Consider the following 23,655-nt stretch of genomic DNA (forward strand, 5'->3'; position numbering starts at 1 on the left):
TGACCTCGGGAAGGATGCAGAAGTTCAGCAGCCGTCAGATCGTGGCCACCGCGCTGGTACTGGTGGCGCTGCTGGTGCTGGGATTCGGCGGTTGGTGGCTGTTGACCCGAGCGGGGACCACCAAGATCACCGCGTACTTCGACAAGTCGGTCGGCATCTACGACGGCTCGGACGTCCGGGTGCTCGGCGTGAAGGTCGGCTCGGTGAACGAGGTCGAGCCACTGGGTGACCAGGTCCGGGTCACCATGCGCGTCGATCGCGGGGTGAAGATCCCCGAAGATGCCAAGGCCGCGCAGATCACCCCGTCGGTGGTGTCCGATCGGTACATCCAGCTCGCCCCCGCGTACTCGGGCGGCGAGGTGATGGAGTCCGGGGACACCATCCCCCGCGAGCGGACCGCGACCCCGGTCGAGGTCGATCAGCTCTACTCGAGCATCGACGAACTGTCGAGGGCGCTCGGGCCGGAGGGGGCGAACAAGGACGGCGCGCTGTCCGAGTTCGTCGACACCGCGGCCAAGAACCTCGACGGCAACGGTGAGGCGCTCGGCGCCACCATCACCGAGCTGTCCAAGGCGGCGGAGACCCTCAACCTCAACCGGGGCGATCTGTTCGAGACGATCCGGAACCTGCAGACCTTCGTCAGCGCGCTTGCGGCCAACGACGAGCAGGTCCGCCAGTTCAACTCCCAGCTCTCCGATCTCAGCGGCTTCCTGGCCGGGGAACGGAAGAACCTCGGCGACGCGCTGAACCAGCTCTCCTTCGCACTCGGTGATGTCGCGGTGTTCGTGCGCGACAACCAGGAGGCCGTCACGAGCAATGCGGAAGGATTGGTCCAGGTGACGCAGACCCTCGCCGATAACCGGCAGGACCTGGTCGACGCGTTGACCACCCTGCCGATCGCCATCAGCAACGTCGTGAACTCCTACGACGCGGAGTCCGGAACGCTGGCCTCACGGGTGAATCTCCCGGAGACGCAGGACCCGTTCGGGACGCTGTGCAAGCTGATCGACCTCGGCAAGCTGATGCCGGGCGACCCGAAGTTCGACGCGCTCGGTCGCCAGATGGCGCCGCTGATCCAGAACTGCAAGATGATCATGGATCAGGTGACCGCGGGCGTGAAGACACCGTCGTTGAATCTGCCGTTCGGCATCCTCAGCGGCGACAACCTCCAGCGGCCCTCGCAGCCCGGTACGGTCCCCGGAAACGTCTCGCCCCGACTCGGAAACTCGCAGGCCCCCGGCCTCAGCGACCAGAACATCCCGCGGGGTGGCCAGTGATGCAGGAACGGTCTGTGAAGCGTTCAGTTGCGATCGGTGTCGGCGCATGCGTCGTCGCGTTGACGGTCGCGGGTTGTGGGTCCAAGGGCATCTACGGCATTCCTCTGCCCGGTGGCGCCGACCTCGGTAGCGACCCGATGCACCTGACGGTGGAGTTCGATGACGTGCTCGACCTGGTGCCCCAGTCCACCGTGAAGGTCGACGGCGTCCCGGTCGGGCGGGTGCAGAGCATCGACGTCCCGGAAGACGGTTGGACGGCGGCCGTCGGCGTTGTCGTCGATTCCGCGGTCGATCTGCCGGCGAACGCGCTCGCGTCGGTGCAGCAGACCAGCCTGCTCGGTGAGAAGTTCATCGAACTCAAGGCCCCGCCCGTCAACGCCGACGCGGCCCGGCTCACGGACGGGTCGACGATCCCCGTGGACCGGACCCGGCACGCAACCGACATCGAGCAGGTGCTCGGCGCGCTGTCGCTGCTGCTCAACGGGGGCGGGGTCGCCCAGCTGCAGCCGATCATCCACGAGCTCACCACGGCCCTTGACGGCCGCGAGTCCAAGGCACGCAGTCTGCTCGACCAGGCGAACACGCTGATCGACGGTCTGAACAAGCAGCGCGACGACATCACCAGGGCCCTCGACGGGCTCGACACCCTCACCGGTCGGGTCAACGAGCAGACCGATCAGATCGAGAAGATCCTCGCGGAGATCCCTCCCGCGGTGCAGGTCCTGAACGAGCAGGAACCGCAGTTCATCCAGATGCTCACCCAGCTGGATCGGCTCGGTCAGGTCGGCACCGACGTGCTGGTCCAGTCCAAGGACAACCTGATCGCCGACCTGCGCGCGCTGCGGCCGACCCTGCAGGCGCTCGCCGACTCGAGCGAGGACCTGGTGACCGTGCTCCCGCTGATCCCGACGTTCCCGTTCCCGGACGGTGCGGAGAAGGTCATCCACGGCAACTCGATGAACCTCTTCCTCTCGCTGGACATGCGACTCGGCCAGCAGTTCGAAGCGCTCGGGGTGGGACTGCCCGACCCGGTCTACGTTCCGCCGCCGCCCGGATACGGCGGATACGTCCCGAAGGTGGACCCGTCGAACCCGTACTACAACGGGAACGGCCCGCGGCCAGGCTGGCCGACGGTCTCGATCCTGCCGTTGCCGCCGATCGTCCCGAAGCCCGCGCCCGCCCCTGGCGCCCCGGTGGCGCCCGGCACCGAGCCGGTCGCTGAGAAGAAGGACCAGAATCCGCTGAGCGGTCTGCTCGACAAGCTGGGAGTGGGTGGACGATGAGGTCGGCTCTGGTGCGCTGGCAGTTGGTGGCGTTCGCGCTGGTCGCGATCGTCGGCCTGCTCTACGTCGGCGCGAAGTACGTGCGGCTCGACAACCTGCTGGGATTCGGCCAGTACACGGTGCAGGCGGACTTCGCCGACTCCGGCGGCATCTTCACCAACGCCGAGGTCAGCTACCGCGGCGTGCCTGTCGGCACGGTGGGGGACCTGCATCTCACCGACGACGGCGTGCTGGTCGACCTGAAGATCAACACCAGCGCCCCGGAGATCCCGTCCTCGGCCAAGGCCGTGGTGGCGAACCGGTCGGCGATCGGTGAGCAGTACGTGGACCTGCAGCCGAGCAGCGACGAGGGCCCCTACCTGGAGGACGGATCGCTGATCGTTCGCCAGGACACCGCCACCCCGGTGCCGGTGGAGGAGGTGCTGGCGAGCACGAACGCGCTGGTGCGGTCGGTGCCCCTGAAGGCGCTGAACACCACGGTCACCGAGCTCGGCAAGGCGTTCAACGGCAAGGGTGACGACCTGCAGGTACTGGTGGATTCGCTCAACACCCTCTCGCAGGAGGGGATCGACAACCTGCCGCAGACGCTGACGCTGATCCGGGACACCAGGACCGTGCTCGACACCCAGTCGGAGCAGTCCTCGGCGATCCGCCAGTTCAGCTCCGATCTGGACCTGGTGGCTGCCCAGCTCCGGGCCAGCGATCCTGACCTGCGGCGCCTCATCGAGACCGGCACCGCCGCGAGCAACGAGGTCGGTTCGCTGATCGATTCGGCAGGCCCGGCGCTGACCACCGACCTGGACAACCTGGCGCTGGTGACGGCGGCCCTCGGTCCGCGGACCCTGGCACTCAACGCCCTGCTGATGTTCCTTCCGGGACTGGCGGCGGGAGCGAGCACCGCGGCACCCGGCGACGGCACCCTGCACCAGGGCCTTTTGTTGGAGACCAACAACCCGCCGCCGTGTACCCAGGGCTACGAGGGGACGCACGAGATCCTCGCGCAGATGAAGCGGGAGAACCCCGACTTCGACCCGACCCGCGACGAGTTCCCGCTGAACATGAACGCCAACTGCACCACGCCGCTGGGCAGCGTCACCGGCGTGCGTAGCGCCAACCGGATCGTGTACGCGGACCCGGCCACGCCGCAGCCGTGGGACAACAAGCCGAAGGTCGATCCGGACAAGCTCAACCTCAACCCGATCGCGACGCAGCTGGCGCCGCTGCTCGGCATCACCCCGAAGTGATGCATTTCCGGCGGAGCCGAGCACAAGTTACCAAGTAGTAGGGTAGAAAACGTGATGCGTAGCACGAAACTGCTGAAGCCTGCTCTCGCTGCGGTGAGTGTGCTCGCCATCGGGGCCCTCGTTGCCGCCGTCTGGTTCGGGTTCGGTTGGGGTCACGCCCTGTTCTCGGACAAGCCGGCGGCCGCCGCCCGCGACGATGCGCTGACCGGCGCGCGTCAGGCGGCGATCAACCTGAACACCGTCGACTCGGGGAATCTGGACCAGACGTTCGCGAACATGGAGTCGTCGATCACCGGCGACGAGATGCTGGGTGCGCTGGCCGAGACCAAGGATCAGATGGCCGAACAGGTCAAGCAGACGGGCGCCAAGAGTGAGGCGCACGTGCTCGACGCCGCGCTCACCGCGATGAGTCGAGACGAGGGCACCGCGAACTCGCTCGTCGTGCTCACCACGACCACGACCTGGCCGAACAAGCCGACCAGCAAGGTCAAGGTGACGATGCGAATCGGCCTGACCGATGTCGACGGTGTCTGGAAGGCCTCGAAGGTCGAGAACGTCGGCCAGCCTCTCGCCATGGACCCCGGCACTCCGGCACCCCTACCCGCCCCGGCCCCGGCGCCCGAAGGGGCCCCTGCCCCCGCTCCTGAGTCCGGCGGGCAGTAGGGCCTCGGCCCTACGCCAGCGGCAATCCGGCAGCGGAACAGCTAAGGAGTATCGAACAGTGCCCCCACGTCGTCGCACCACCAGCACGCCCCAGCCCAAGGGGCGTCGCCCCCGGGTGGCCGGTACCGGGTCCGGCGCGCCCCGCGGACCCGTGGGCGAACCCGAGGCCACCGCGCCCGCGAGTTCGGCCGCGACCGAGACCGAGGTCGCGGCAGCCGGCGCCGATGTCGTCAGCCCGCCCGCAGGGGCGCCTGTCGCCGCCGCGGAGGCCACGGGCGACACGGAGGCCACCGCAGAGGTAGCGGCCGACACGAGCGGCGAGAGCACCGCGACCGAGCCGGAGCAGGCACCGAAGACGATCAACCGGACCAGTTCGCTGCGCCCGCGGGCGACCGGGGCGGCGGCCGCCGACCCGTCTGCCGCTCCCGAGGCCGCGGTCGACCGAGAATCGGTCGACGAGCCCGTGCTCGACCAAGAAATGCTCAGGGCGGGCTGGAAGCGGGTCACGACGATCGGCCTGGTGGCGCTGGGGCTCGGTGTCTTCGCGCTCGTCGCCGCGTTCCGGCCCGGTGCCGACGTCCCGAACCAGGCCTGGGTCGACACCTCGGAGACCTCGAAGGTCACGGCCGACGCGAAAAATGCGATCCAGACGCTCTACACGTACAAGTTCGACACGGTCGAGCAGGACTTCGAGAACGCGCGGGCGGTTCTCGACGACGCCATGCGCGAGCAGTTCGACAAGACCGCCGCGGTCACCAAGGACGCCGTCGTCCAGACGAAGACGGCCACCAACGCCGAGGTCACCGATATCGGCCTGAAGCTGCTCTCGGACGACCGCGCCGAGCTCGTGGCCAGCATGAACGTGAGTGCGACCAACGACGGTGCGGCGCAGGGGAGCGCCCAGGGACCGCTGTCGGTGACCATGGCGAAGTCCGGCGACCACTGGGTGATCACGGACATCCGGGACCGCTGATCGGGGCTCGGATCGGGTGTCCCGACGGTGTCCGCGGGGCAAATCGCCGGGACGTGTCTTGACGCGGCGGGGTTGAGGCGTCACTCTAATGGCGAGACATGCGAGATCGCTCCTTCTGCAGGAGCGGGTCCGCGCAAGATCGCGCCGGCGCAAATGGAGGCACCGGGCGCGAGGGATTGCACGGACGCCAGGCTTGGGCACCGTTTGGGCTGCCCTGTCCAGTTGTATTCTGCGTCGACTTCGGGTACCTTTGGACGTTGCGCTGGCTGCCTCCTGTCCACCTCTCCACCTCACCGCCTGTGAAGCGTTCGCTTCCTGCGTCTGTTGGCGAGTTTCGTTCGGGTTGTGACCAGCGAATTCGCCCCACATGAAGAAGCAGATACAGCGGCGGTCGCGCAGCACGAGCGGCCCGCGTGAGGTGCTGGAAGGACGCATCTTGGCAGTCTCTAGCCAGACCAAGGCAAATGCCGGAATCCCCGGAGCCCCGAAGAGGGTCTCGTTCGCGAAGATTCGCGAACCTCTCGAAGTTCCAGGGCTACTTGATCTACAGACGGATTCTTTTGAATGGTTGATCGGATCGCCTGCATGGCGTGAGCGGGCAGCCGCCCGCGGCGACGGCAGTGTCACCGGCGGTCTGGAGGACATCCTCACCGAGCTGTCCCCGATCGAGGACTTCTCGGGATCGATGTCGCTGTCCTTCTCGGACCCGCGCTTCGACGAGGTCAAGGCCTCGACCGATGAGTGCAAAGACAAGGACATGACCTACGCGGCGCCCTTGTTCGTCACCGCGGAGTTCATCAACAACAACACCGGCGAGATCAAGAGCCAGACGGTCTTCATGGGTGATTTCCCCATGATGACCCCCAAGGGCACCTTCATCATCAACGGCACCGAGCGCGTCGTCGTCTCGCAGCTGGTTCGCTCCCCGGGCGTCTACTTCGACCACTCCGTCGACAAGGCCACCGAGAAGGACCTGCACAGCGTCAAGGTGATCCCCGGCCGCGGTGCGTGGCTGGAGTTCGACGTCGACAAGCGCGACACCGTGGGTGTCCGCATCGACCGCAAGCGGCGTCAGCCCGTCACCGTGCTGCTCAAGGCCCTCGGCTGGACCACCGAGCAGATCACGGAGCGCTTCGGCTTCTCCGAGATCCTCATGGCCACCCTGGAGAAGGACAACACGGCAGGCACCGACGAGGCGCTGCTCGACATCTACCGCAAGCTGCGCCCGGGCGAGCCGCCCACGAAGGAGAGCGCGCAGACCCTGCTGGAGAACCTGTTCTTCAAGGAGAAGCGCTACGACCTCGCCCGCGTGGGTCGCTACAAGATCAACAAGAAGCTGGGCCTGAACCACGGCCAGCCGATCACCGCGTCGACCCTCACCGAGGAAGACATCGTCGCGACGATCGAGTACCTGGTGCGCCTGCACGGTGGCGACACCGCGATGACGGCGCCCGACGGCGTCGAGGTCCCGGTCGAGGTCGACGACATCGACCACTTCGGCAACCGTCGTCTCCGCACCGTTGGCGAGCTGATCCAGAACCAGATCCGGGTGGGCCTGTCCCGCATGGAGCGCGTGGTGCGCGAGCGGATGACGACCCAGGACGTCGAGGCGATCACGCCGCAGACCCTGATCAACATCCGTCCCGTCGTGGCCGCGATCAAGGAGTTCTTCGGAACCTCCCAGCTCTCGCAGTTCATGGACCAGAACAACCCGCTGTCGGGCCTGACCCACAAGCGTCGCCTGTCGGCGCTCGGCCCCGGTGGTCTGTCCCGTGAGCGCGCCGGCCTCGAGGTGCGAGACGTGCACCCGTCGCACTACGGCCGCATGTGCCCGATCGAGACCCCTGAGGGCCCGAACATCGGCCTGATCGGTTCGCTGTCGGTGTACGCGCGGGTCAACCCGTTCGGCTTCATCGAGACCCCGTACCGCAAGGTCGTCGACGGACAGGTCACCGACCAGGTGGACTACCTGACCGCCGACGAGGAGGACCGCCACGTCAAGGCCCAGGCCAACGCCGCGGTCGACAAGGACGGTCGCCTGACCGAGGACCGCGTCCTCGTCCGCACCAAGGGCGGCGAGGTCGAGCTGATCCCGGCCGACGACGTCGACTACATGGACGTCTCGCCGCGCCAGATGGTCTCCGTCGCGACCGCGATGATCCCGTTCCTCGAGCACGACGACGCCAACCGCGCCCTGATGGGTGCGAACATGCAGCGTCAGGCAGTGCCGCTGGTCCGTTCCGAGGCGCCGCTCGTCGGCACCGGCATGGAGCTGCGCGCCGCGGTCGACGCGGGCGACGTCGTCGTCAGCGAGAAGACCGGCGTCATCGAGGAGGTCTCGGCCGACTACGTCACCGTGATGGCGGACGACGGCAGCCGCAAGACCTACCGGATGCGCAAGTTCGCCCGCTCGAACCAGGGCACCTGCGCCAACCAGCGTCCGATCGTGGACGAGGGCGACCGGGTCGAGGCCGGCCAGGTCATCGCCGACGGTCCCTGCACCGAAGCCGGTGAGATGGCGCTCGGCAAGAACCTGCTCGTCGCGATCATGCCGTGGGAGGGCCACAACTACGAGGACGCGATCATCCTGTCGCAGCGCCTCGTGGAAGAGGACGTCCTGACCTCGATCCACATCGAGGAGCACGAGATCGATGCCCGCGACACCAAGCTCGGTGCCGAGGAGATCACTCGCGACATCCCGAACGTCTCGGACGAGGTCCTCGCCGACCTCGACGAGCGCGGCATCATCCGCATCGGTGCCGAGGTCCGTGACGGCGACGTGCTGGTCGGAAAGGTCACGCCGAAGGGCGAGACCGAGCTGACCCCGGAGGAGCGCCTGCTGCGCGCCATCTTCGGTGAGAAGGCCCGCGAGGTCCGCGACACGTCCCTCAAGGTCCCGCACGGTGAGAACGGCAAGGTCATCGGCATCCGCGTGTTCTCGCGCGATGACGACGACGATCTGCCCCCCGGTGTCAACGAGCTGGTCCGCGTCTACGTGGCCCAGAAGCGCAAGATCCAGGACGGCGACAAGCTCGCAGGCCGGCACGGCAACAAGGGTGTCATCGGCAAGATCCTCCCGCAGGAGGACATGCCGTTCCTGTCCGACGGCACCCCCGTCGACATCATCCTGAACACCCACGGCGTGCCGCGTCGTATGAACATCGGTCAGATCCTGGAAACCCATCTCGGGTGGATCGGCAAGACCGGCTGGAACGTGCAGATCGCCAGCGATGGCACCCGTCCGGACTGGGCTTCGACCCTGCCCGAGGAGATGCTCTCGGCCCCGGCCGACAGCAACATCGCCACCCCGGTGTTCGACGGTGCCAAGGAAGACGAGCTGACCGGTCTGCTGGGCGCGACCCTGCCGAACCGCGACGGCGAGCAGATGGTGGGCCCGGACGGAAAGGCCACCCTGTTCGACGGCCGCTCCGGCGAGCCGTTCCCGTACCCGGTCTCGGTCGGCTACATGTACATCATCAAGCTGCACCACCTCGTCGACGACAAGATCCACGCTCGTTCGACCGGTCCGTACTCGATGATCACCCAGCAGCCGCTCGGCGGTAAGGCCCAGTTCGGTGGCCAGCGCTTCGGTGAGATGGAGTGCTGGGCGATGCAGGCCTACGGTGCGGCGTACACGCTGCAGGAGCTGCTCACCATCAAGTCGGATGACGTGGTCGGCCGCGTGAAGGTGTACGAGGCCATCGTCAAGGGCGAGAACATCCCCGAGCCGGGTATCCCCGAGTCGTTCAAGGTGCTCCTCAAGGAGCTCCAGTCGCTCTGCCTCAACGTGGAGGTGCTGTCCTCGGACGGCGCGGCCATCGAGATGCGCGACGGCGACGACGAGGATCTCGAGCGTGCGGCAGCGAACCTGGGCATCAACCTGTCCAGGAACGAGGCGGCGACCGTGGACGATCTCGCGAACTAGGTGTTTGGTCCCCGGGCCGTGGGATTCCGCGGCCCGGGGGCGTAGCCCACATTTGAATTTGGCAGACAGGTAGGCGCTGAGAAGCGCACACCATAATCCCTCTGGGGAAAGGAAGTTACGTGCTCGACGTCAACTTCTTCGATGAACTCCGCATCGGCCTTGCCACCGCTGAGGACATCCGTCAGTGGTCGTTCGGCGAGGTCAAGAAGCCGGAGACCATCAACTACCGCACGCTCAAGCCCGAGAAGGACGGCCTCTTCTGCGAGAAGATCTTCGGCCCCACCCGGGACTGGGAGTGCTACTGCGGTAAGTACAAGCGCGTCCGCTTCAAGGGCATCATCTGTGAGCGCTGCGGCGTCGAGGTGACCCGCGCGAAGGTGCGCCGTGAGCGCATGGGCCACATCGAGCTCGCCGCTCCGGTGACCCACATCTGGTACTTCAAGGGCGTGCCGAGCCGTCTCGGTTACCTGCTGGACCTGGCGCCGAAGGATCTCGAGAAGATCATCTACTTCGCCGCCTACGTGATCGTCGCGGTCGACGACGAGCTCCGCCACAACGAGCTCTCCACCCTGCAGGCCGAGATGGAGGTCGAGAAGAAGTCCGTCGCCGACCAGCGCGACGCCGACCTCGAGGCCCGCGCCCAGAAGCTCGAGGCGGACGTCGCCGAGCTCGAGGCCGAGGGCGCCAAGTCCGACGTGCGCCGCAAGGTCAAGGACGGCGGCGAGCGCGAGATGCGTCAGCTCCGCGACCGCGCCCAGCGTGAGCTGGACCGGCTCGATGAGATCTGGACGACCTTCACCAAGCTCGCCCCGAAGCAGCTCATCGTCGACGAGGGCCTCTACCGCGAGATGGTGGACCGCTACGGCGAGTACTTCACCGGCGCGATGGGCGCGGAGTCCATCCAGAAGCTGATGGAGAACTTCGACATCGACGCCGAGGCGGAGATCCTCCGGGAGACCATCCGCAGCGGCAAGGGTCAGAAGAAGCTGCGTGCGCTCAAGCGCCTCAAGGTCGTCGCGGCCTTCCAGTCCACCGGCAACTCGCCGATGGGCATGGTCCTCAACGCCGTGCCGGTGATCCCGCCGGAGCTGCGTCCGATGGTTCAGCTCGACGGTGGCCGGTTCGCCACCTCCGACCTGAACGACCTGTACCGCCGCGTGATCAACCGCAACAACCGCCTCAAGCGACTGATCGATCTCGGCGCGCCCGAGATCATCGTCAACAACGAGAAGCGGATGCTGCAGGAGTCCGTCGACGCGCTGTTCGACAACGGCCGTCGTGGACGTCCGGTCACCGGTCCGGGCAACCGCCCGCTGAAGTCCCTGAGCGACCTGCTCAAGGGCAAGCAGGGTCGTTTCCGCCAGAACCTGCTCGGCAAGCGCGTCGACTACTCGGGCCGTTCGGTCATCGTCGTCGGCCCGCAGCTCAAGCTGCACCAGTGCGGTCTGCCGAAGCTGATGGCTCTCGAGCTGTTCAAGCCGTTCGTGATGAAGCGCCTGGTCGACCTGAACCACGCGCAGAACATCAAGTCGGCCAAGCGCATGGTCGAGCGTCAGCGCGCCCAGGTGTGGGACGTCCTCGAAGAGGTCATCGCCGAGCACCCGGTGCTGCTGAACCGTGCACCCACGCTGCACCGCCTCGGCATCCAGGCCTTCGAGCCGCAGCTCGTCGAGGGCAAGGCCATCCAGCTGCACCCGTTGGTGTGTGAGGCCTTCAACGCCGACTTCGACGGTGACCAGATGGCCGTGCACCTCCCGCTGTCCGCGGAGGCGCAGGCCGAGGCCCGCATCCTGATGCTGTCCTCGAACAACATCCTGTCGCCCGCGTCGGGTCGCCCGCTCGCCATGCCGCGTCTGGACATGGTGACCGGTCTGTACCACCTGACCCGTCTGGACGAGGGTGTCGTCGGCGAGCTCGTCGCGGCAGGCAAGGATCGTCCCGAGGTCGGCGCCTACTCGTCGCCCGCCGAGGCGATCATGGCCGTCGATCGTGGCGCGCTGAAGGTCCAGGCCCTGATCAAGGTCCGCCTGACCACCCAGCGTCCGCCGCGCGAGCTCGAGGACGAGCTGTTCCCCGACGGCGGCTGGAACTACGGCGACGGCTGGATCGCCGAGACCACCCTTGGTCGCGTGCTCTTCAACGAGCTGCTCCCCGCGGACTACCCGTTCGTGAACGAGCAGATGCCGAAGAAGCGTCAGGCGACGATCATCAACGATCTCGCCGAGCGCTACCCGATGATCGTGGTCGCGCAGACCGTGGACAAGCTCAAGGACGCCGGTTTCTACTGGGCGACCCGTTCGGGCGTCACGGTCTCGATCTCCGACGTCCTTGTGCCGCCGAGCAAGTCCGAGATCATGGACAAGTTCGAGGGCCAGGCCGAGCAGATCGAGAAGAAGTACCAGCGCGGTGCCCTCAACCACACCGAGCGCAACAGCGCCCTGGTGAAGATCTGGTCCGAGGCCACCGACGAGGTCGGTAAGGCCATGGAGGCCTACTTCCCCGACGACAACCCGATCCCGATGATCGTGAAGTCCGGCGCCGCCGGCAACATGACGCAGGTTCGGTCGCTCGCCGGTATGAAGGGCCTGGTGACGAACCCGAAGGGTGAGTTCATCCCGCGTCCGATCAAGTCTTCCTTCAAGGAAGGCCTGACCGTTCTCGAGTACTTCATCAACACGCACGGCGCCCGTAAGGGTCTGGCAGATACCGCGCTGCGTACCGCCGACTCGGGTTACCTGACCCGTCGTCTGGTGGACGTCTCGCAGGACGTCATCGTTCGCGAGACGGACTGTGGCACCGAGCGCGGCATCGTCACCACGATCGCGGAGAAGCAGGCCGATGGCACGCTGATCCGGGATGCACACGTGGAGACCAGCACCTACGCCCGCACGCTGGCCGCGGATGCGGTCGACGCCAACGGCACGGTCATCGTCGAGCGCGGCGCCGACCTGGGTGACCCGGCCATCGACGCGCTGCTCGAGGCCGGCATCACCGACGTGAAGGTGCGCTCCGTGCTCACCTGCACCACCGGCACCGGCGTCTGCGCCACTTGCTACGGCCGCTCGATGGCGACCGGCAAGCTGGTGGACATCGGTGAGGCTGTCGGCATCGTCGCCGCCCAGTCCATCGGTGAGCCGGGTACCCAGCTGACCATGCGTACCTTCCACCAGGGTGGTGTCGCAGGCGAGGACATCACCGGTGGTCTGCCGCGTGTCCAGGAGCTGTTCGAGGCCCGCGTCCCCAAGGGCAAGGCCCCGATCGCCGACGTCACCGGACGGGTGCAGCTCGAGGACGGCGACCGCTTCTACAAGATCACCATCGTCCCGGACGATGGCGGCGAAGAGGTCGTCTACGACAAGCTGTCCAAGCGTCAGCGTCTGCGCGTCTTCAAGCACGACGACGGTTCCGAGCGCCTGCTGGCGGACGGTGACCACGTCGAGGTCGGCCAGCAGCTCATGGAGGGCGCTGCCGATCCGCACGAGGTGCTGCGCGTCATGGGCCCGCGTCAGGTGCAGATCCACCTGGTCAACGAGGTTCAGGAGGTGTACCGGAGCCAGGGTGTGTCGATCCACGACAAGCACATCGAGACGATCGTTCGTCAGATGCTGCGTCGCGTGACGATCATCGACTCCGGCGCCACCGAGTTCCTGCCCGGTTCGCTCACCGAGCGTTCCGAGTTCGAGGCGGCCAACCGTCGCGTCGTCGCCGAGGGTGGTGAGCCCGCAGCCGGTCGTCCGGTGCTCATGGGTATCACCAAGGCCTCGCTGGCGACCGATTCGTGGCTGTCGGCGGCGTCCTTCCAGGAGACCACTCGCGTGCTGACCGATGCGGCCATCAACTGCCGCTCGGACAAGCTGATCGGTCTCAAGGAGAACGTCATCATCGGCAAGCTGATCCCTGCCGGTACCGGCATCAACCGTTACCGGAACATCCAGGTTCAGCCGACCGAAGAGGCGCGCGCCGCGGCCTACGCCGTGCCGTCGTACGACGATCAGTACTACAGCCCCGAAGGCTTCGGCACCGGGACCGGAGCTGCTGTTCCGCTCGACGACTACGGCTTCAGCACCGATTACCGGTAAGCGCTTCCTGCGCCTGTGAAACGGCCCCCGCCCCCAGCAATGGGTGCGGGGGCCGTTTCGCGTCTACTGTTGGAGGGACATTCCCCGGCACCGGTTCGGGCGACCATCACGGAGGATTCGATGGCAGGCAAGGGTATCGACCGCTCGAAGGCCCAGTCGGCGCTCGAGGTGGTCCGCGAGAATCCGGCGATCTCGTTGGTGGCCGCTGCGCCCGCGATCGTGATCTTCGGGGTGGCCTGGTGGCTGCTCGGCTTCGGCGGCGCGCTGATCCTGGCGATCCTGGTCGGCGTGGCCGTTGTGGCGGGCAAGAAGTTCCTCGGCTGACACGCTGACCGGTCCCTACGGCCCCGCGACCTGCCCGAATCCGGTCGGGAGCGGGGCAGTACGGCTATCCTCTGATCCTCTGTGACTTTGCTCGCACCAGCCGGGTATTGTCGCAGGAACAGGTTCTAGTTTTGGAGGAGGCCGACAGTGGCGTTCGTGATCACCCAGCCTTGTTGCAACGACGCTAGCTGCACCGAGGTGTGCCCGGTGGACTGCATCCATCCGACGCCGGACGAGCGCGGATTCAAGTCGACCGAGATGCTCTACATCGATCCGGAGACCTGCATCGACTGCGGGCTCTGCGTCGATGCGTGCCCGGTGGACGCGATCTTCCGCGACGACGACCTGCCCGAGGCGATGGCGCGGTACTCGAAGATCAACGCCGACTACTTCGCGGGCACCGAGATCGAGTACGCGGATCCCGCCCCCTCGCTGAAGTTCCCGAAGACGGACCAGGAACCCTTCCGCGTCGCGATCGTCGGCGCCGGGCCGTCCGGCTTCTACGCCGCCCGCGAGCTGCTCTCCTTCAAGCGCTCGGGCATCGAGGTCGACATGTTCGACCGCCTGCCGACGCCGTGGGGCCTGGTGCGCGCTGGCGTGGCGCCCGACCACCCGGAGACCAAGGCGGTCACCGATGTGTTCGCGGAGGTCTCGCGGCGTCCCGGCTTCCGGCTGCACCTGAACGTGGAGGTCGGCAAGCACCTCACGCACGAGGACCTGATGGAGCACCACCATGCGGTGCTCTACACGGTCGGTGCGCCCAGCGATCGGCACCTCGGCATCCCTGGTGAGGACCTCCCCGGCAGCCTCGCCGCCACCGAGTTCGTCGCCTGGTACAACGGACACCCCGAGTACGCGGACCACACCTTCGACCTGTCCGGCACGCGCGCGGTCATCGTCGGCAACGGCAACGTCGCGCTCGACGTGGCCCGTCTGCTGGTCACCGACCCGGACAAGCTGGCCCGCACCGACATGGCCGAGCACGCGGTGGAGGCGCTGCGCGGCAGCGCCGTCCGCGAGGTCGTGGTGCTGGGCAGGCGCGGACCCGTCCAGGCGGCGTTCACCAGCCCGGAGCTGTTGGCGCTCGGGCAGATGCCCGACGTGGACGTGATCGTCGACCCGGCCGAGCTCGAGCTCGACAGCCACAGCGCGGCCGAGGTCGCGGAGAGCCCGGCCAAGCGGCTGAAGATGGAGATCCTGCGCGAGTACGCGGAGCGCCCCCTGGCAGGCCACGAGAAGCGGATCGTGCTGCGGTTCCTGGCCTCGCCGGTCGAGATCCAGGGCGACGACCACGTCAGCGGGGTCGTGGTGGCGCGTAACGAGATGGTCGAGGGTCCGGACGGCACGCTGCGGGCGAGCAGCACCGATCAGACCGAATTGCTCGAGACCCGCATGGTGCTGCGCTCGGTCGGCTACCGGGGCGTGCCCGTCGCGGACCTGCCGTTCGACGACGCGCGCGGCACGATCGCGAACGTCGCAGGCCGGGTCACCTACCCGGAGTCCGGCGAGCCGATGCCGGGCACCTACACCGCCGGCTGGATCAAGCGCGGGCCCTCCGGCGTGATCGGTACCAACCGGCAGTGCGCGCACGACACCATCGCGCTGGTCATCGAGGACCTCGCCGCGGACCGGCTGCCCGCGCCGAAGGGCGACCGCGAGGCGCTCGAGGCGCTGCTGGCGGACCGTCAGCCCGAGGCGCTGGACTGGGCGGGATGGAAGGCGATCGACGCCCGCGAGCGCGAGCTCGGCAAGGCGTCCGGTCGGCCGCGGGTCAAGCTGCTCGACCTCGCCGAGATGGTGGCGATCGCCAAGAAGTAGGGGTTCGCCGGTCGGCGGCTCAGTAGTGGTCGATGCCCGAGACCCGGGCAACGGCCCTCACGTCGCCGCCGACCAGGAACCACAGGCTCATCGACTCGGCGTCCTGCTCGCTGCGGACGTGGACGTCCTCGCCTCCGGTGATGGGCGCGTTGTATTCGAGAACGGCGCGGTGCGGTCCTGCGAGCAGGTCGGGCCGGGCAACGAGATGGTCCTCGACGGCGTGCCAGTACGCCGCGTTGTTCACGTGGCCCATCGGGTCGAGGTCGGTCGAGCGCAGGTGGAATCGGGCGTCGGTGCCGGCGTCCTCCGGCGGCGGCCCACCGAGCCACGGGCGCCATTTGAGTCGGTGCTCGTCGGTGGTCCGCGACAGCAGGGCGATGCCCTTGTCACTGATCCGGGTCGGCATCCCGGTGTCGGGGCTGATGTTGATCCAGAAGCCCTCGGTCTCGATCAGCGCGCCCTTCTCGCTGGTGAGCTGCACTCGCATCGCCGACCAGCGGGTCGACAGGCCGGAACACCAGCGGCGCAGATGGATCCGGTCCGGCCACAGCGCGGGGCGGACGACGTCGATCACGGTTCGCCGCACGATCCACAGCGGGTCGAGATCGGCGAGTTCGGAGGCGTCCAGGTTGTCGGACCCGATGTCCTGCAGGTACCGGGTGATGCCGTCGAACCGGAGCCGGTTGTCGGGATCGACGTCGCCCGTCCGGACCGGCCACGAGGTGGCGAACCCCAGCCCGTCGGCGGGGGGAACGGCGAGCGGCTGATCGAAGTCCAAGACTGCGCTCCTCTGCGGTGATCACCGGCGTGACGCGAACAGTATCTTTCCCGCGCAGGCGCGGCGAGACAAGGACTAGCGTCAGGGCTTCGGATCGCAGAACAGATGCGATGGCGCGAACACGGAGGTCTGTGGTGAAAGCAGTTGTGGTCTCGGAGTTGACCGGGCCCGCCGGGATGGCCCTGCAGGAGGTGCCCGAGCCGGACGCGACGGGCAAGGTGCTGATCGACGTGCGCGCGACAGGGGTGTGCTTCCCGGACCTGCTCATCAGCTACGGCAAGTACCAGCTGCGGCCGGAGCCGCCCTTCATCCCCGGCGCCGAGGTGGCCGGGGTGGTGGTGTCCGCTCCGGACGACAGCGGCTTCGCGGTCGGGGACCGGGTGCTGGCGATGTCCGATCTCGGTGGCTATGCGGAGCGCGTCGCGATCGCTGCCTCCCGGGTGATGCCGATACCGGCCGATCTGAGCTTCGAGGAGGCCGCCTCGCTCATCATCAACTATCAGACGATGGAGTTCGCGTTGTCCCGGCGAGCGAGCCTGGTGGCGGGCGAGACGGTGGTGGTGCTCGGCGCCGCGGGCGGTGTCGGCACCGCGGCGATCCAGTTGGCGAAGGCGCACGGCGCGAGGGTGATCGCGGTGGTCCGACGGGCGGGGGCCGACGAATTTCTGCGCGAACTCGGTGCGGACGAGGTCGTGGCGCTCGACGAGGGCTGGGCAGCCCGGGTTGGCGAGCTGACCGAGAACCGCGGCGCGAACGTGGTGGTCGATCCGGTCGGCGGCGATGCCTTCGATGATGCCGTTCGGGTGTTGGCGCCCGAGGGCAGGCTGCTGGTGATCGGGTTCGCGGGCGGCGGTATCCCGTCCGTGAAGGTGAACCGGGTGCTCTTCCGCAACATCAGCATCGTGGGCGCGGCCTGGGGCGAGTTCCTGCGCACCGACCCCTCGGCCCTGGCGCGCACCCACGCGGACCTCACCGAACTGGTCGGGAAGGGCCTGCGGCCGCTGGTCAAGGCCCGGTATCCGCTCGCCGACGCGGCCCGCGCGCTTGCGGACCTCGAGGCCGGTCAGGTGCTCGGCAAGGCGGTGCTCGTCCGCGAGTAGCGCGCTCGTGCAGCGCTGTTCAGCGCGGGATGTGGAAGTCGGTCAGACGCGCGCGTGAGTCGAGGAGGTCGGCCCAGGACCCCGTCACCGCCAGCGTGGCCATGGCGGAGGTCGGGAAGCGGTCCGCGATCCGCTCGGCGAGCGGGCCGCCCGGATCGAGCGCGAGCGCCGTGTCCGGGATGCCGGGTTCGTGACCCACGACGAGCAGGGTCCGCACGGCCGCGTCGGTGCTCGCGATCTCGCGCAGCACCTCGGCGGCGCTCGCCCCGTAGAGCGTGTCGGCGTAGCGGGCGGGAGCGTCGATGCCGCTGGCCGCGAGGGTGAGCCTGGTCCTGGTGGCGGTGGAGCAGAGCACGGCATCGACCGGGGGCTGGGTCAGGCGGATCCAGTCGCCAGCCAGCCCGGCCTCCCGTTGCCCGCGCGGCGCGAGCGGCCGCGCGTGGTCGGCCACGCCGTCGGGGTAGGCGGACTTGCCGTGCCGGAGCAGGATCAGGACCTTCGAGCGCATGTCCCGACAGTAGCGACCCGGGTGGCGGGCGGAAATTCGATTGCCCGGCGACCTGCGGTCGTGATCGGATCTCTCGGCGGGGCTCACGGCTCGGCGGCGGACGTGACGCCCTTCACATTAATTTCGTTTGGGCAATAGTTGCGTGATCGCTACTATTGCACGAGTGGCCGCTTCCCCCGAAGACCTGTATCAGGCGCTCGACGAGTTCATCATGCGGCTGCTGGGGGTGGGGGAGTCGGAGTCCATGGACAAGCTGATCGCCGTGGACCTGTCGTTCTCGCAGGTGCGAACTCTGTTCATGCTGGCGCAGCACGGCAATCCGGTTGCGATCAACGAGGTGGCCGAGCGGCTGCGCCTGTCCGTCGCGGCCGCGGGTCGCAACATCGACCAGCTGGTCAACCAGGGTCTCGTGGAGCGCCGCGAGGACCAGAAAGACCGCCGCATCAAGCGGATCTCGTTGTCGGAGGCCGGTCGTGCCATCGCCTCCGGCCACATCGACAGCAAGAAGGGCGAGTTGCGAGCGTTTGCGGCCCGCCTGTCGGACTCGGACCGTGACGGGCTGTACGAGTCGCTCAAACCCATTCTCGCGGGAGATGTTCTGCGAGCCAATTGTCAGGAGAACCCATGACGACGCCGACACCTCCGGGAGCCCCCGCGGCCTCGGACAAGATCGACGGCGCAGTTCTGAAGATCGCCAGCGTGGTGGTGATCGGTGCCATCATGTCGATCCTCGACGTGACGGTCGTGAGCGTGGCGCTGCCGACGTTCATGTCCGAGTTCAACGCGACCTACGCAACCGTCGCCTGGACCATGACCGCCTACACCCTGGCCCTGGCGACCGTCATCCCCGTGACGGGGTGGGCGGCTGACCGGTTCGGCACCAAGCGCCTCTACATGACGGCGCTGGTGCTGTTCGTCGGCGCCTCGGTGCTGTGCTCGATGGCATGGAACATCGAGTCGCTGATCGGCTTCCGGGTCCTGCAGGGCCTCGGCGGCGGCATGCTGATGCCGCTGGGTATGACGATCATGACCAAGGCCGCGGGTCCGCACCGCGTCGGCCGCGTCATGGCCGTGCTCGGCATCCCGATGATGCTCGGCCCCATCTGCGGACCGATCCTGGGTGGCTGGCTGATCGAGAGCGCCAGCTGGCACTGGATCTTCCTGATCAACCTGCCGATCGGCATCGTCGCCCTGACCGCCGCGTTCGTGCTGCTGCCCAAGGACGACCCGAGCCCGTCCGAGTCCTTCGACTTCCTCGGCATGCTGCTGCTCTCGCCCGGCCTCGCGCTGTTCCTGTTCGGCGTCTCCTCGATCCCGGAGACCGGAACCGTTGCCGCCACCCGGGTGCTGGTCCCCGCTGTGATCGGCCTGGCCCTGGTGATCGGCTTCGTGTTCCACGCGCTCCGGGCCAACCACCCGCTGATCGACCTGCGCCTGTTCCAGAACCGCAAGCTCACCATCGCGGTCATCACGTCGACGATGTTCGTGATCGCGTTCATGGGTGCCGGGCTGCTGTTCCCGAGCTACTTCCTGCAGGTTCGCGGTGAGACCACGCTGGCGGCCGGTCTGCTGCTGGCCCCGCAGGGCATCGGCGCGATGCTCACCATGCCGTTGGCGGGCACGCTCGTCGACAAGATCGGGCCCGGAAAGATCGTGTTGTGCGGCCTCTCCCTGATCGCCGTCGGCATGGCGGTGTTCACCCAGGTCGGCGCCGAGACCTCGTACGTCGTGCTCCTCGGTGCCCTGTTCGTGATGGGCCTCGGCATGGGCGGCACCATGATGCCGATCATGACGGCGGCGATGCAGACGCTGACCAACGAGACGGTTGCCCGCGGTTCGACGCTGATGAACATCGTCCAGCAGGTCGCAGGTTCGGTCGGCACCGCGACCATGTCGGTGGTGCTCACCAACCAGATGCTGTCGCGCCCGCTGGCCGGACCGGCCATCGCGGCCGGGCAGGATCCGTCGATCGCGGAGCAGATGCCGCCAGGAGCGGTGGAGCAGGGCCTGAGCGCCGCTGCGGACGCGTTCGGCAACACCTTCACGGTGGCGCTGGTGCTGCTACTGCTGACCCTGATCCCGGCGTTCTTCCTGCCGAGGAGCAAGCCCGCGGCCCCGGTCGACGCGACCCAGGTGATGGCTCACTGAGTCAGAGGACAACTCGACTCTCACGACGATGGCCCGCACTCCCGAGGGGGAGTGCGGGCCATCGTCGTGTGTGCCTCGGCCCCGATTCAGGCCGGGGTGCGGATCAGGACTCGAATCCGCCGCCACCGTTCGCGCCGCCGTCCGCGCCGCCGCCGAAGGTGGCGCCGAGCGAGCCGCTGTCGAACTGGCCACCGAACATCGAGGAGAACAGGGACGAGAAGAGGGTAGAGAAGGACATGAGTACTCCTGTCGCGTGGTGAGCGACGCCGGTCGGCGTCGAGTCCCATTGGTACGCCGGACGCCCAGCCGATCGGTGCGAGTGCCGGCGGATTAGGGGGTGAATAGGGGATCCCGATCGGGGCCGGCCTGCGGCTGCCCCGGTCTGCGTGGCATCCCCTATCCATCGGGCCGGGGGGTGGTGTTGCTGGGGCGGAATACCCCGGGGTTCCGCGCGGTTGGAAGTTCATGCAAACGCATTGAAATAGCGGACGTGTTCAATCCAGCTCGAGGAGTCACCATGCAGATCGGAATCTTCAGCGTCGGCGACGTCACGCCGGACCCCACCACGGGGCGGGCGCCGACCGAGCACGAGCGCATCAAGGCGATGACGACCATCGCCAAGCATGCGGAGGATGTGGGCCTCGACGTCTTCGCGACAGGCGAGCACCACAACCCGCCTTTCGTGCCGTCCTCCCCGACGACCATGCTCGGATTCCTCGCCGCCAAGACCGAGAATCTGATCCTGTCCACCTCGACGACCCTGATCACCACCAACGACCCGGTGAAGATCGCCGAGGACTACGCGATGCTGCAGCATCTCGCCGACGGCCGCGTCGACCTGATGATGGGCCGCGGCAACACCGCGCCCGTGTACCCCTGGTTCGGCAAGGACATTCGCGAGGGGATCCCGCTCGCGCTGGAGAACTACCAGCTGCTGCGTCGGCTGTGGGACGAGGACGTGGTGAACTGGCAGGGCCGGTTCCGCACCCCGCTGGAGGGTTTCACCTCCACCCCGCGTCCGCTCGACGGGATCGCACCCTTCGTCTGGCACGGCTCGATCCGCAGCCCCGAGATCGCCGAGATCGCCGCATTCCACGGCGACGGCTTCTTCGCGAACAACATCTTCTGGCCCAAGGAGCACTACATCGCGCTGATCAACCTGTACCGCGAGCGGTTCGAGCACTACGGGCACGGCAGCGCCGACCAGGCCATCGTCGGCCTCGGTGGGCAGGTGTTCATGCGCAAGAACTCGCAGGACGCGGTCGCGGAGTTCCGACCGTACTTCGACAACGCGCCGGTCTACGGTCACGGACCCTCGCTGGAGGAGTTCACCGAGCAGACCCCGCTGACCGTCGGCACGCCCGAGCAGGTGATCGAGAAGACGCTGGCCTTCGCGGACTATTTCGGCGACTACCAACGCCAGCTGTTTCTGGTAGACCACGCGGGCCTGCCGCTGAAGACGGTGCTCGAGCAACTCGACCTCCTCGGCTCCGAGGTCGCGCCGGTGCTGCGCCGCGAGTTCGCGGCCAGGCGCCCGGACCACGTGCCGGAGAACCCGCCGACGCATGCGAGCCTGCTGGCGCAGCGGAACGGTCGCGTCGGCACCCTCGAGGCGACGACCGATGCCGCCCACTGAACCGTCCGGCGGCGGGCGGCCGCGCAGCACAACCGAGCTGGCCGCCGACGCGTGGGAGGCGTTGTTCCGTGCCCAGGTGGCACTGATGCGGCGGTTCGAGTCGGCCGACGCGTGGGATCCGCTTGGCCGCCGCGAGTACGACGTGCTGTTCACGCTCAGCCGTCGCCCGGACACCCGGGCCCGGCTGCACGAGCTGAACCGGGAGATCCTGTTGACCCAGCCGTCGCTCAGCCGCATGGTCGAGCGACTCGAGCAGGCCGGGCTGCTCGACCGGCTGCCGGATCCGCACGACCGACGGGGCACGATCGTGGCGCTCACGGAGCAGGGGCGAGCCATGCAGCGCAGCATCGGCAGGCGGCACGCCGCGCAGATCCGGCGCCACGTCGGCACCGCACTCGACCGAGAGGAGCTCGCGGAGCTCGAGCGGTTGACGACGAAACTGCGACTGGCGCAACAGTAGTCAGGCTCGGCCCGCCAGGGCGGCCACCTCCCGCGCGCAGCCCCAGGAGAGGGTCACCCCGGCGCCGCCGTGCCCGTAACAGCAGATGATCCGGCGCGCGCCGGGCAGCGCCTCCAGGCGTACCGAGGGCCGGGTCGGACGAAGTCCGACGCCGCGGGAGAGGATCGGCGCGCCCCGCAGCTCGGGCACCAGGTCGTAGCACCGCTCGAGGATGGCGCGTTCGGTCTCGGGATCGGCGGCCGTGTCGAAGACCCCTGGCTCGGCGGTGCCGCCGCACACCACGTCCTCGAACCGGGGCACCACGTAGGCCATCCCGGCCGGGTTGTCGTCGTCGATCAGCCAGTCGGTCAGCCCGGGGTTGGCCACGCGCACCACCTGGCCGCGCAGCGGGACCAGCGGGGCGTCCCCGGTCAGTGCGGCCGACCGCAGGCCGGCCGCGACCACGATCAGCTCGCCGGTGACCTCCGCGAGGTCGTCGACCCGCCTCCTGATCACCCGCACGCCCGCGGCTTCGCACCGGCGGGACAGCCACGGCAGGTAGCGGCCCATGTCGATCACCGGGACCGTGCAGCGCACCCCGCTCGTCACGCCGGACGACAATTCCTCGCCCGGAATCACCCGATGCCCCGGCACGGCCGGGGTCCACCAGCGGTCCGGCGCAGCGGACCGCTCGAGCACCGTGCCGGCTCGCAGGGCAACGCCTGCCGAGGGGTCCGATGCGAGGCAGGCGAACACCGCCGCGGACTCGGTCGACCAGCGCAGCACGGCGTCGGCGGGTGCGGCCTCGTAGGGGAACCAGATCGCCGCGGCGACCGCGGAGGTCGTCTCCGCTATCGGATCGGCCGTCAGCACGGTGACGTCCTGGCCGGACCGTGCGAGTTCGAGCGCGCAGGTCAGCCCGATCACACCGCCGCCGATCACGGTGGCCTCGGTGCTCATGCGGAGGTGGCGGTCCGGCCGAGATCGATGACCGAGGCGGTGCCCTGGGCGGCGGCGCAGAGCACCGGCCCGTTCTCGGTGTCCGCATAGATCTCGCAGCGGCACAGTGCCTGCCTGCGGCCCGAGCTCACCGCCGTCGCCTCCGCGCGCAATGCGGTACCCATCGCGGGACGGAGGTAGGTGATGCTGAACCCGGAGGTCACGATGCTCGGGCCGAGCACGCTGCCCGCCGCGAAGGTGAGCGCGTTGTCCGCCGCGTAGGACAGCACACCGCCGTGCACGAACCCGTGCTGCTGCAGCAGTTCCGGCCGGATCGGGATCGTGAGGGTGGCGGCGCCGTCGGTGAAGGCGGTCAACCGGGCGCCGACCAGCGTGCTGAACGGCTGCGCGGCCAGGGTTTCCGCGGCCTCGTCGAGAGAAAGGGTCACGAGCAATCACTCCCGGTGTCGGTGACGAATCACATGTGGTGCGTGAATGCGATGGTGCCACGTCGACGGCTC

19 protein-coding genes are annotated in these 23,655 nt (G+C 68.0%); 14 read left to right on the forward strand and 5 right to left on the reverse strand.

Features of this window, described 5'->3' with window-relative positions:
- The first annotated feature begins 14 nt into the window (after window positions 1-14).
- The 9 genes from FCG67_RS08440 to FCG67_RS08480 all read left to right on the forward strand — a co-directional run bounded on the left by FCG67_RS08440 (window position 15) and on the right by FCG67_RS08480 (window position 15,586).
- Window positions 15-1,277 (forward strand): MCE family protein, encoded by a 1,263-nt coding sequence (locus FCG67_RS08440; protein ID WP_136909088.1) that lies wholly within the window; start codon window positions 15-17, stop codon window positions 1,275-1,277.
- A 14-nt stretch (window positions 1,278-1,291) separates the two neighbouring features.
- Window positions 1,292-2,560: an MCE family protein gene (locus FCG67_RS08445; protein WP_211243147.1), complete on the forward strand. Its 1,269-nt coding sequence runs from the start codon at window positions 1,292-1,294 to the stop codon at window positions 2,558-2,560.
- Entirely contained in the window at window positions 2,557-3,804 is a 1,248-nt protein-coding gene (locus FCG67_RS08450) for an MCE family protein (RefSeq protein WP_136908846.1), read from the forward strand. Before FCG67_RS08445 ends, FCG67_RS08450 begins: the two co-directional genes overlap by 4 nt.
- Before the next feature lie 54 nt (window positions 3,805-3,858).
- Window positions 3,859-4,467: a hypothetical protein gene (locus FCG67_RS08455; RefSeq protein WP_211243154.1), complete on the forward strand. Its 609-nt coding sequence runs from the start codon at window positions 3,859-3,861 to the stop codon at window positions 4,465-4,467.
- Window positions 4,468-4,525: 58 nt separating this feature from the next.
- Window positions 4,526-5,440 carry a hypothetical protein gene (locus FCG67_RS08460; protein ID WP_246044938.1) on the forward strand — a complete coding sequence of 305 codons (915 nt, stop codon included), beginning with the start codon at window positions 4,526-4,528 and terminating at the stop codon, window positions 5,438-5,440.
- Between the two features lie 418 nt (window positions 5,441-5,858).
- The gene (gene rpoB, locus FCG67_RS08465) at window positions 5,859-9,365 is read left to right on the forward strand and encodes a DNA-directed RNA polymerase subunit beta (RefSeq protein WP_136909095.1); all 3,507 of its coding nucleotides are present in this window, start codon (window positions 5,859-5,861) and stop codon (window positions 9,363-9,365) included.
- A gap of 119 nt (window positions 9,366-9,484) precedes the next feature.
- A complete protein-coding gene (locus tag FCG67_RS08470; protein ID WP_136908848.1) occupies window positions 9,485-13,444 on the forward strand; it encodes a DNA-directed RNA polymerase subunit beta' in 3,960 nt (1,319 codons plus the stop codon).
- Window positions 13,445-13,564: 120 nt separating this feature from the next.
- A complete protein-coding gene (locus FCG67_RS08475) occupies window positions 13,565-13,768 on the forward strand; it encodes a DUF8064 family membrane protein (RefSeq protein WP_136908849.1) in 204 nt (67 codons plus the stop codon).
- Between the two features lie 147 nt (window positions 13,769-13,915).
- A complete protein-coding gene (locus FCG67_RS08480; protein ID WP_136908851.1) occupies window positions 13,916-15,586 on the forward strand; it encodes a 4Fe-4S binding protein in 1,671 nt (556 codons plus the stop codon).
- Window positions 15,587-15,605: 19 nt separating this feature from the next.
- Here the strand turns inward: FCG67_RS08480 and FCG67_RS08485 are convergent, their stop codons facing one another.
- Complete coding sequence (locus tag FCG67_RS08485; RefSeq protein ID WP_136908853.1) at window positions 15,606-16,364, reverse strand: acyl-[acyl-carrier-protein] thioesterase; 759 nt, start codon at window positions 16,362-16,364, stop codon at window positions 15,606-15,608.
- A 134-nt stretch (window positions 16,365-16,498) separates the two neighbouring features.
- On the opposite strand from FCG67_RS08485, the gene FCG67_RS08490 reads away from it, so the two are divergent.
- A complete protein-coding gene (locus FCG67_RS08490; RefSeq protein WP_136908855.1) occupies window positions 16,499-17,464 on the forward strand; it encodes an NADPH:quinone oxidoreductase family protein in 966 nt (321 codons plus the stop codon).
- A gap of 19 nt (window positions 17,465-17,483) precedes the next feature.
- On the opposite strand, the gene FCG67_RS08495 is transcribed toward FCG67_RS08490, so the two are convergent.
- Window positions 17,484-17,972, reverse strand: coding sequence for a SixA phosphatase family protein (locus FCG67_RS08495; RefSeq protein ID WP_136908857.1), 489 nt, complete (start codon window positions 17,970-17,972; stop codon window positions 17,484-17,486).
- Between the two features lie 211 nt (window positions 17,973-18,183).
- Between FCG67_RS08495 and FCG67_RS08500 the strand changes: the two genes are divergently transcribed.
- Both FCG67_RS08500 and FCG67_RS08505 read left to right on the forward strand, forming a co-directional pair.
- Window positions 18,184-18,600, forward strand: coding sequence for a MarR family winged helix-turn-helix transcriptional regulator (locus FCG67_RS08500; RefSeq protein WP_136909097.1), 417 nt, complete (start codon window positions 18,184-18,186; stop codon window positions 18,598-18,600).
- On the forward strand, window positions 18,597-20,120 hold the full coding sequence (locus FCG67_RS08505; RefSeq protein WP_136908859.1) for a DHA2 family efflux MFS transporter permease subunit: 1,524 nt from the start codon (window positions 18,597-18,599) through the stop codon (window positions 20,118-20,120). Before FCG67_RS08500 ends, FCG67_RS08505 begins: the two co-directional genes overlap by 4 nt.
- A gap of 103 nt (window positions 20,121-20,223) precedes the next feature.
- Here the strand turns inward: FCG67_RS08505 and FCG67_RS25545 are convergent, their stop codons facing one another.
- Window positions 20,224-20,358: a hypothetical protein gene (locus tag FCG67_RS25545; protein WP_281282324.1), complete on the reverse strand. Its 135-nt coding sequence runs from the start codon at window positions 20,356-20,358 to the stop codon at window positions 20,224-20,226.
- Between the two features lie 279 nt (window positions 20,359-20,637).
- Between FCG67_RS25545 and FCG67_RS08510 the strand changes: the two genes are divergently transcribed.
- Together FCG67_RS08510 and FCG67_RS08515 are read left to right on the forward strand one after the other, a co-directional pair.
- Window positions 20,638-21,756, forward strand: a complete 1,119-nt coding sequence (locus FCG67_RS08510) for an LLM class flavin-dependent oxidoreductase (RefSeq protein ID WP_136908860.1) — start codon at window positions 20,638-20,640, stop codon at window positions 21,754-21,756.
- The gene (locus FCG67_RS08515; protein WP_136908862.1) at window positions 21,743-22,216 is read left to right on the forward strand and encodes a MarR family winged helix-turn-helix transcriptional regulator; all 474 of its coding nucleotides are present in this window, start codon (window positions 21,743-21,745) and stop codon (window positions 22,214-22,216) included. The genes FCG67_RS08510 and FCG67_RS08515 overlap by 14 nt, the downstream gene beginning before the upstream one ends.
- Here the strand turns inward: FCG67_RS08515 and FCG67_RS08520 are convergent, their stop codons facing one another.
- Together FCG67_RS08520 and FCG67_RS08525 are read right to left on the reverse strand one after the other, a co-directional pair.
- On the reverse strand, window positions 22,217-23,155 hold the full coding sequence (locus FCG67_RS08520) for an FAD-dependent oxidoreductase (protein WP_136908864.1): 939 nt from the start codon (window positions 23,153-23,155) through the stop codon (window positions 22,217-22,219).
- Window positions 23,152-23,589 (reverse strand): PaaI family thioesterase, encoded by a 438-nt coding sequence (locus FCG67_RS08525; RefSeq protein WP_136908866.1) that lies wholly within the window; start codon window positions 23,587-23,589, stop codon window positions 23,152-23,154. Before FCG67_RS08525 ends, FCG67_RS08520 begins: the two co-directional genes overlap by 4 nt.
- Window positions 23,590-23,655 lie beyond the last annotated feature (66 nt).

The organism is Rhodococcus oryzae, from assembly GCF_005049235.1.
Taxonomy (GTDB): domain Bacteria; phylum Actinomycetota; class Actinomycetes; order Mycobacteriales; family Mycobacteriaceae; genus Rhodococcus_G; species Rhodococcus_G oryzae.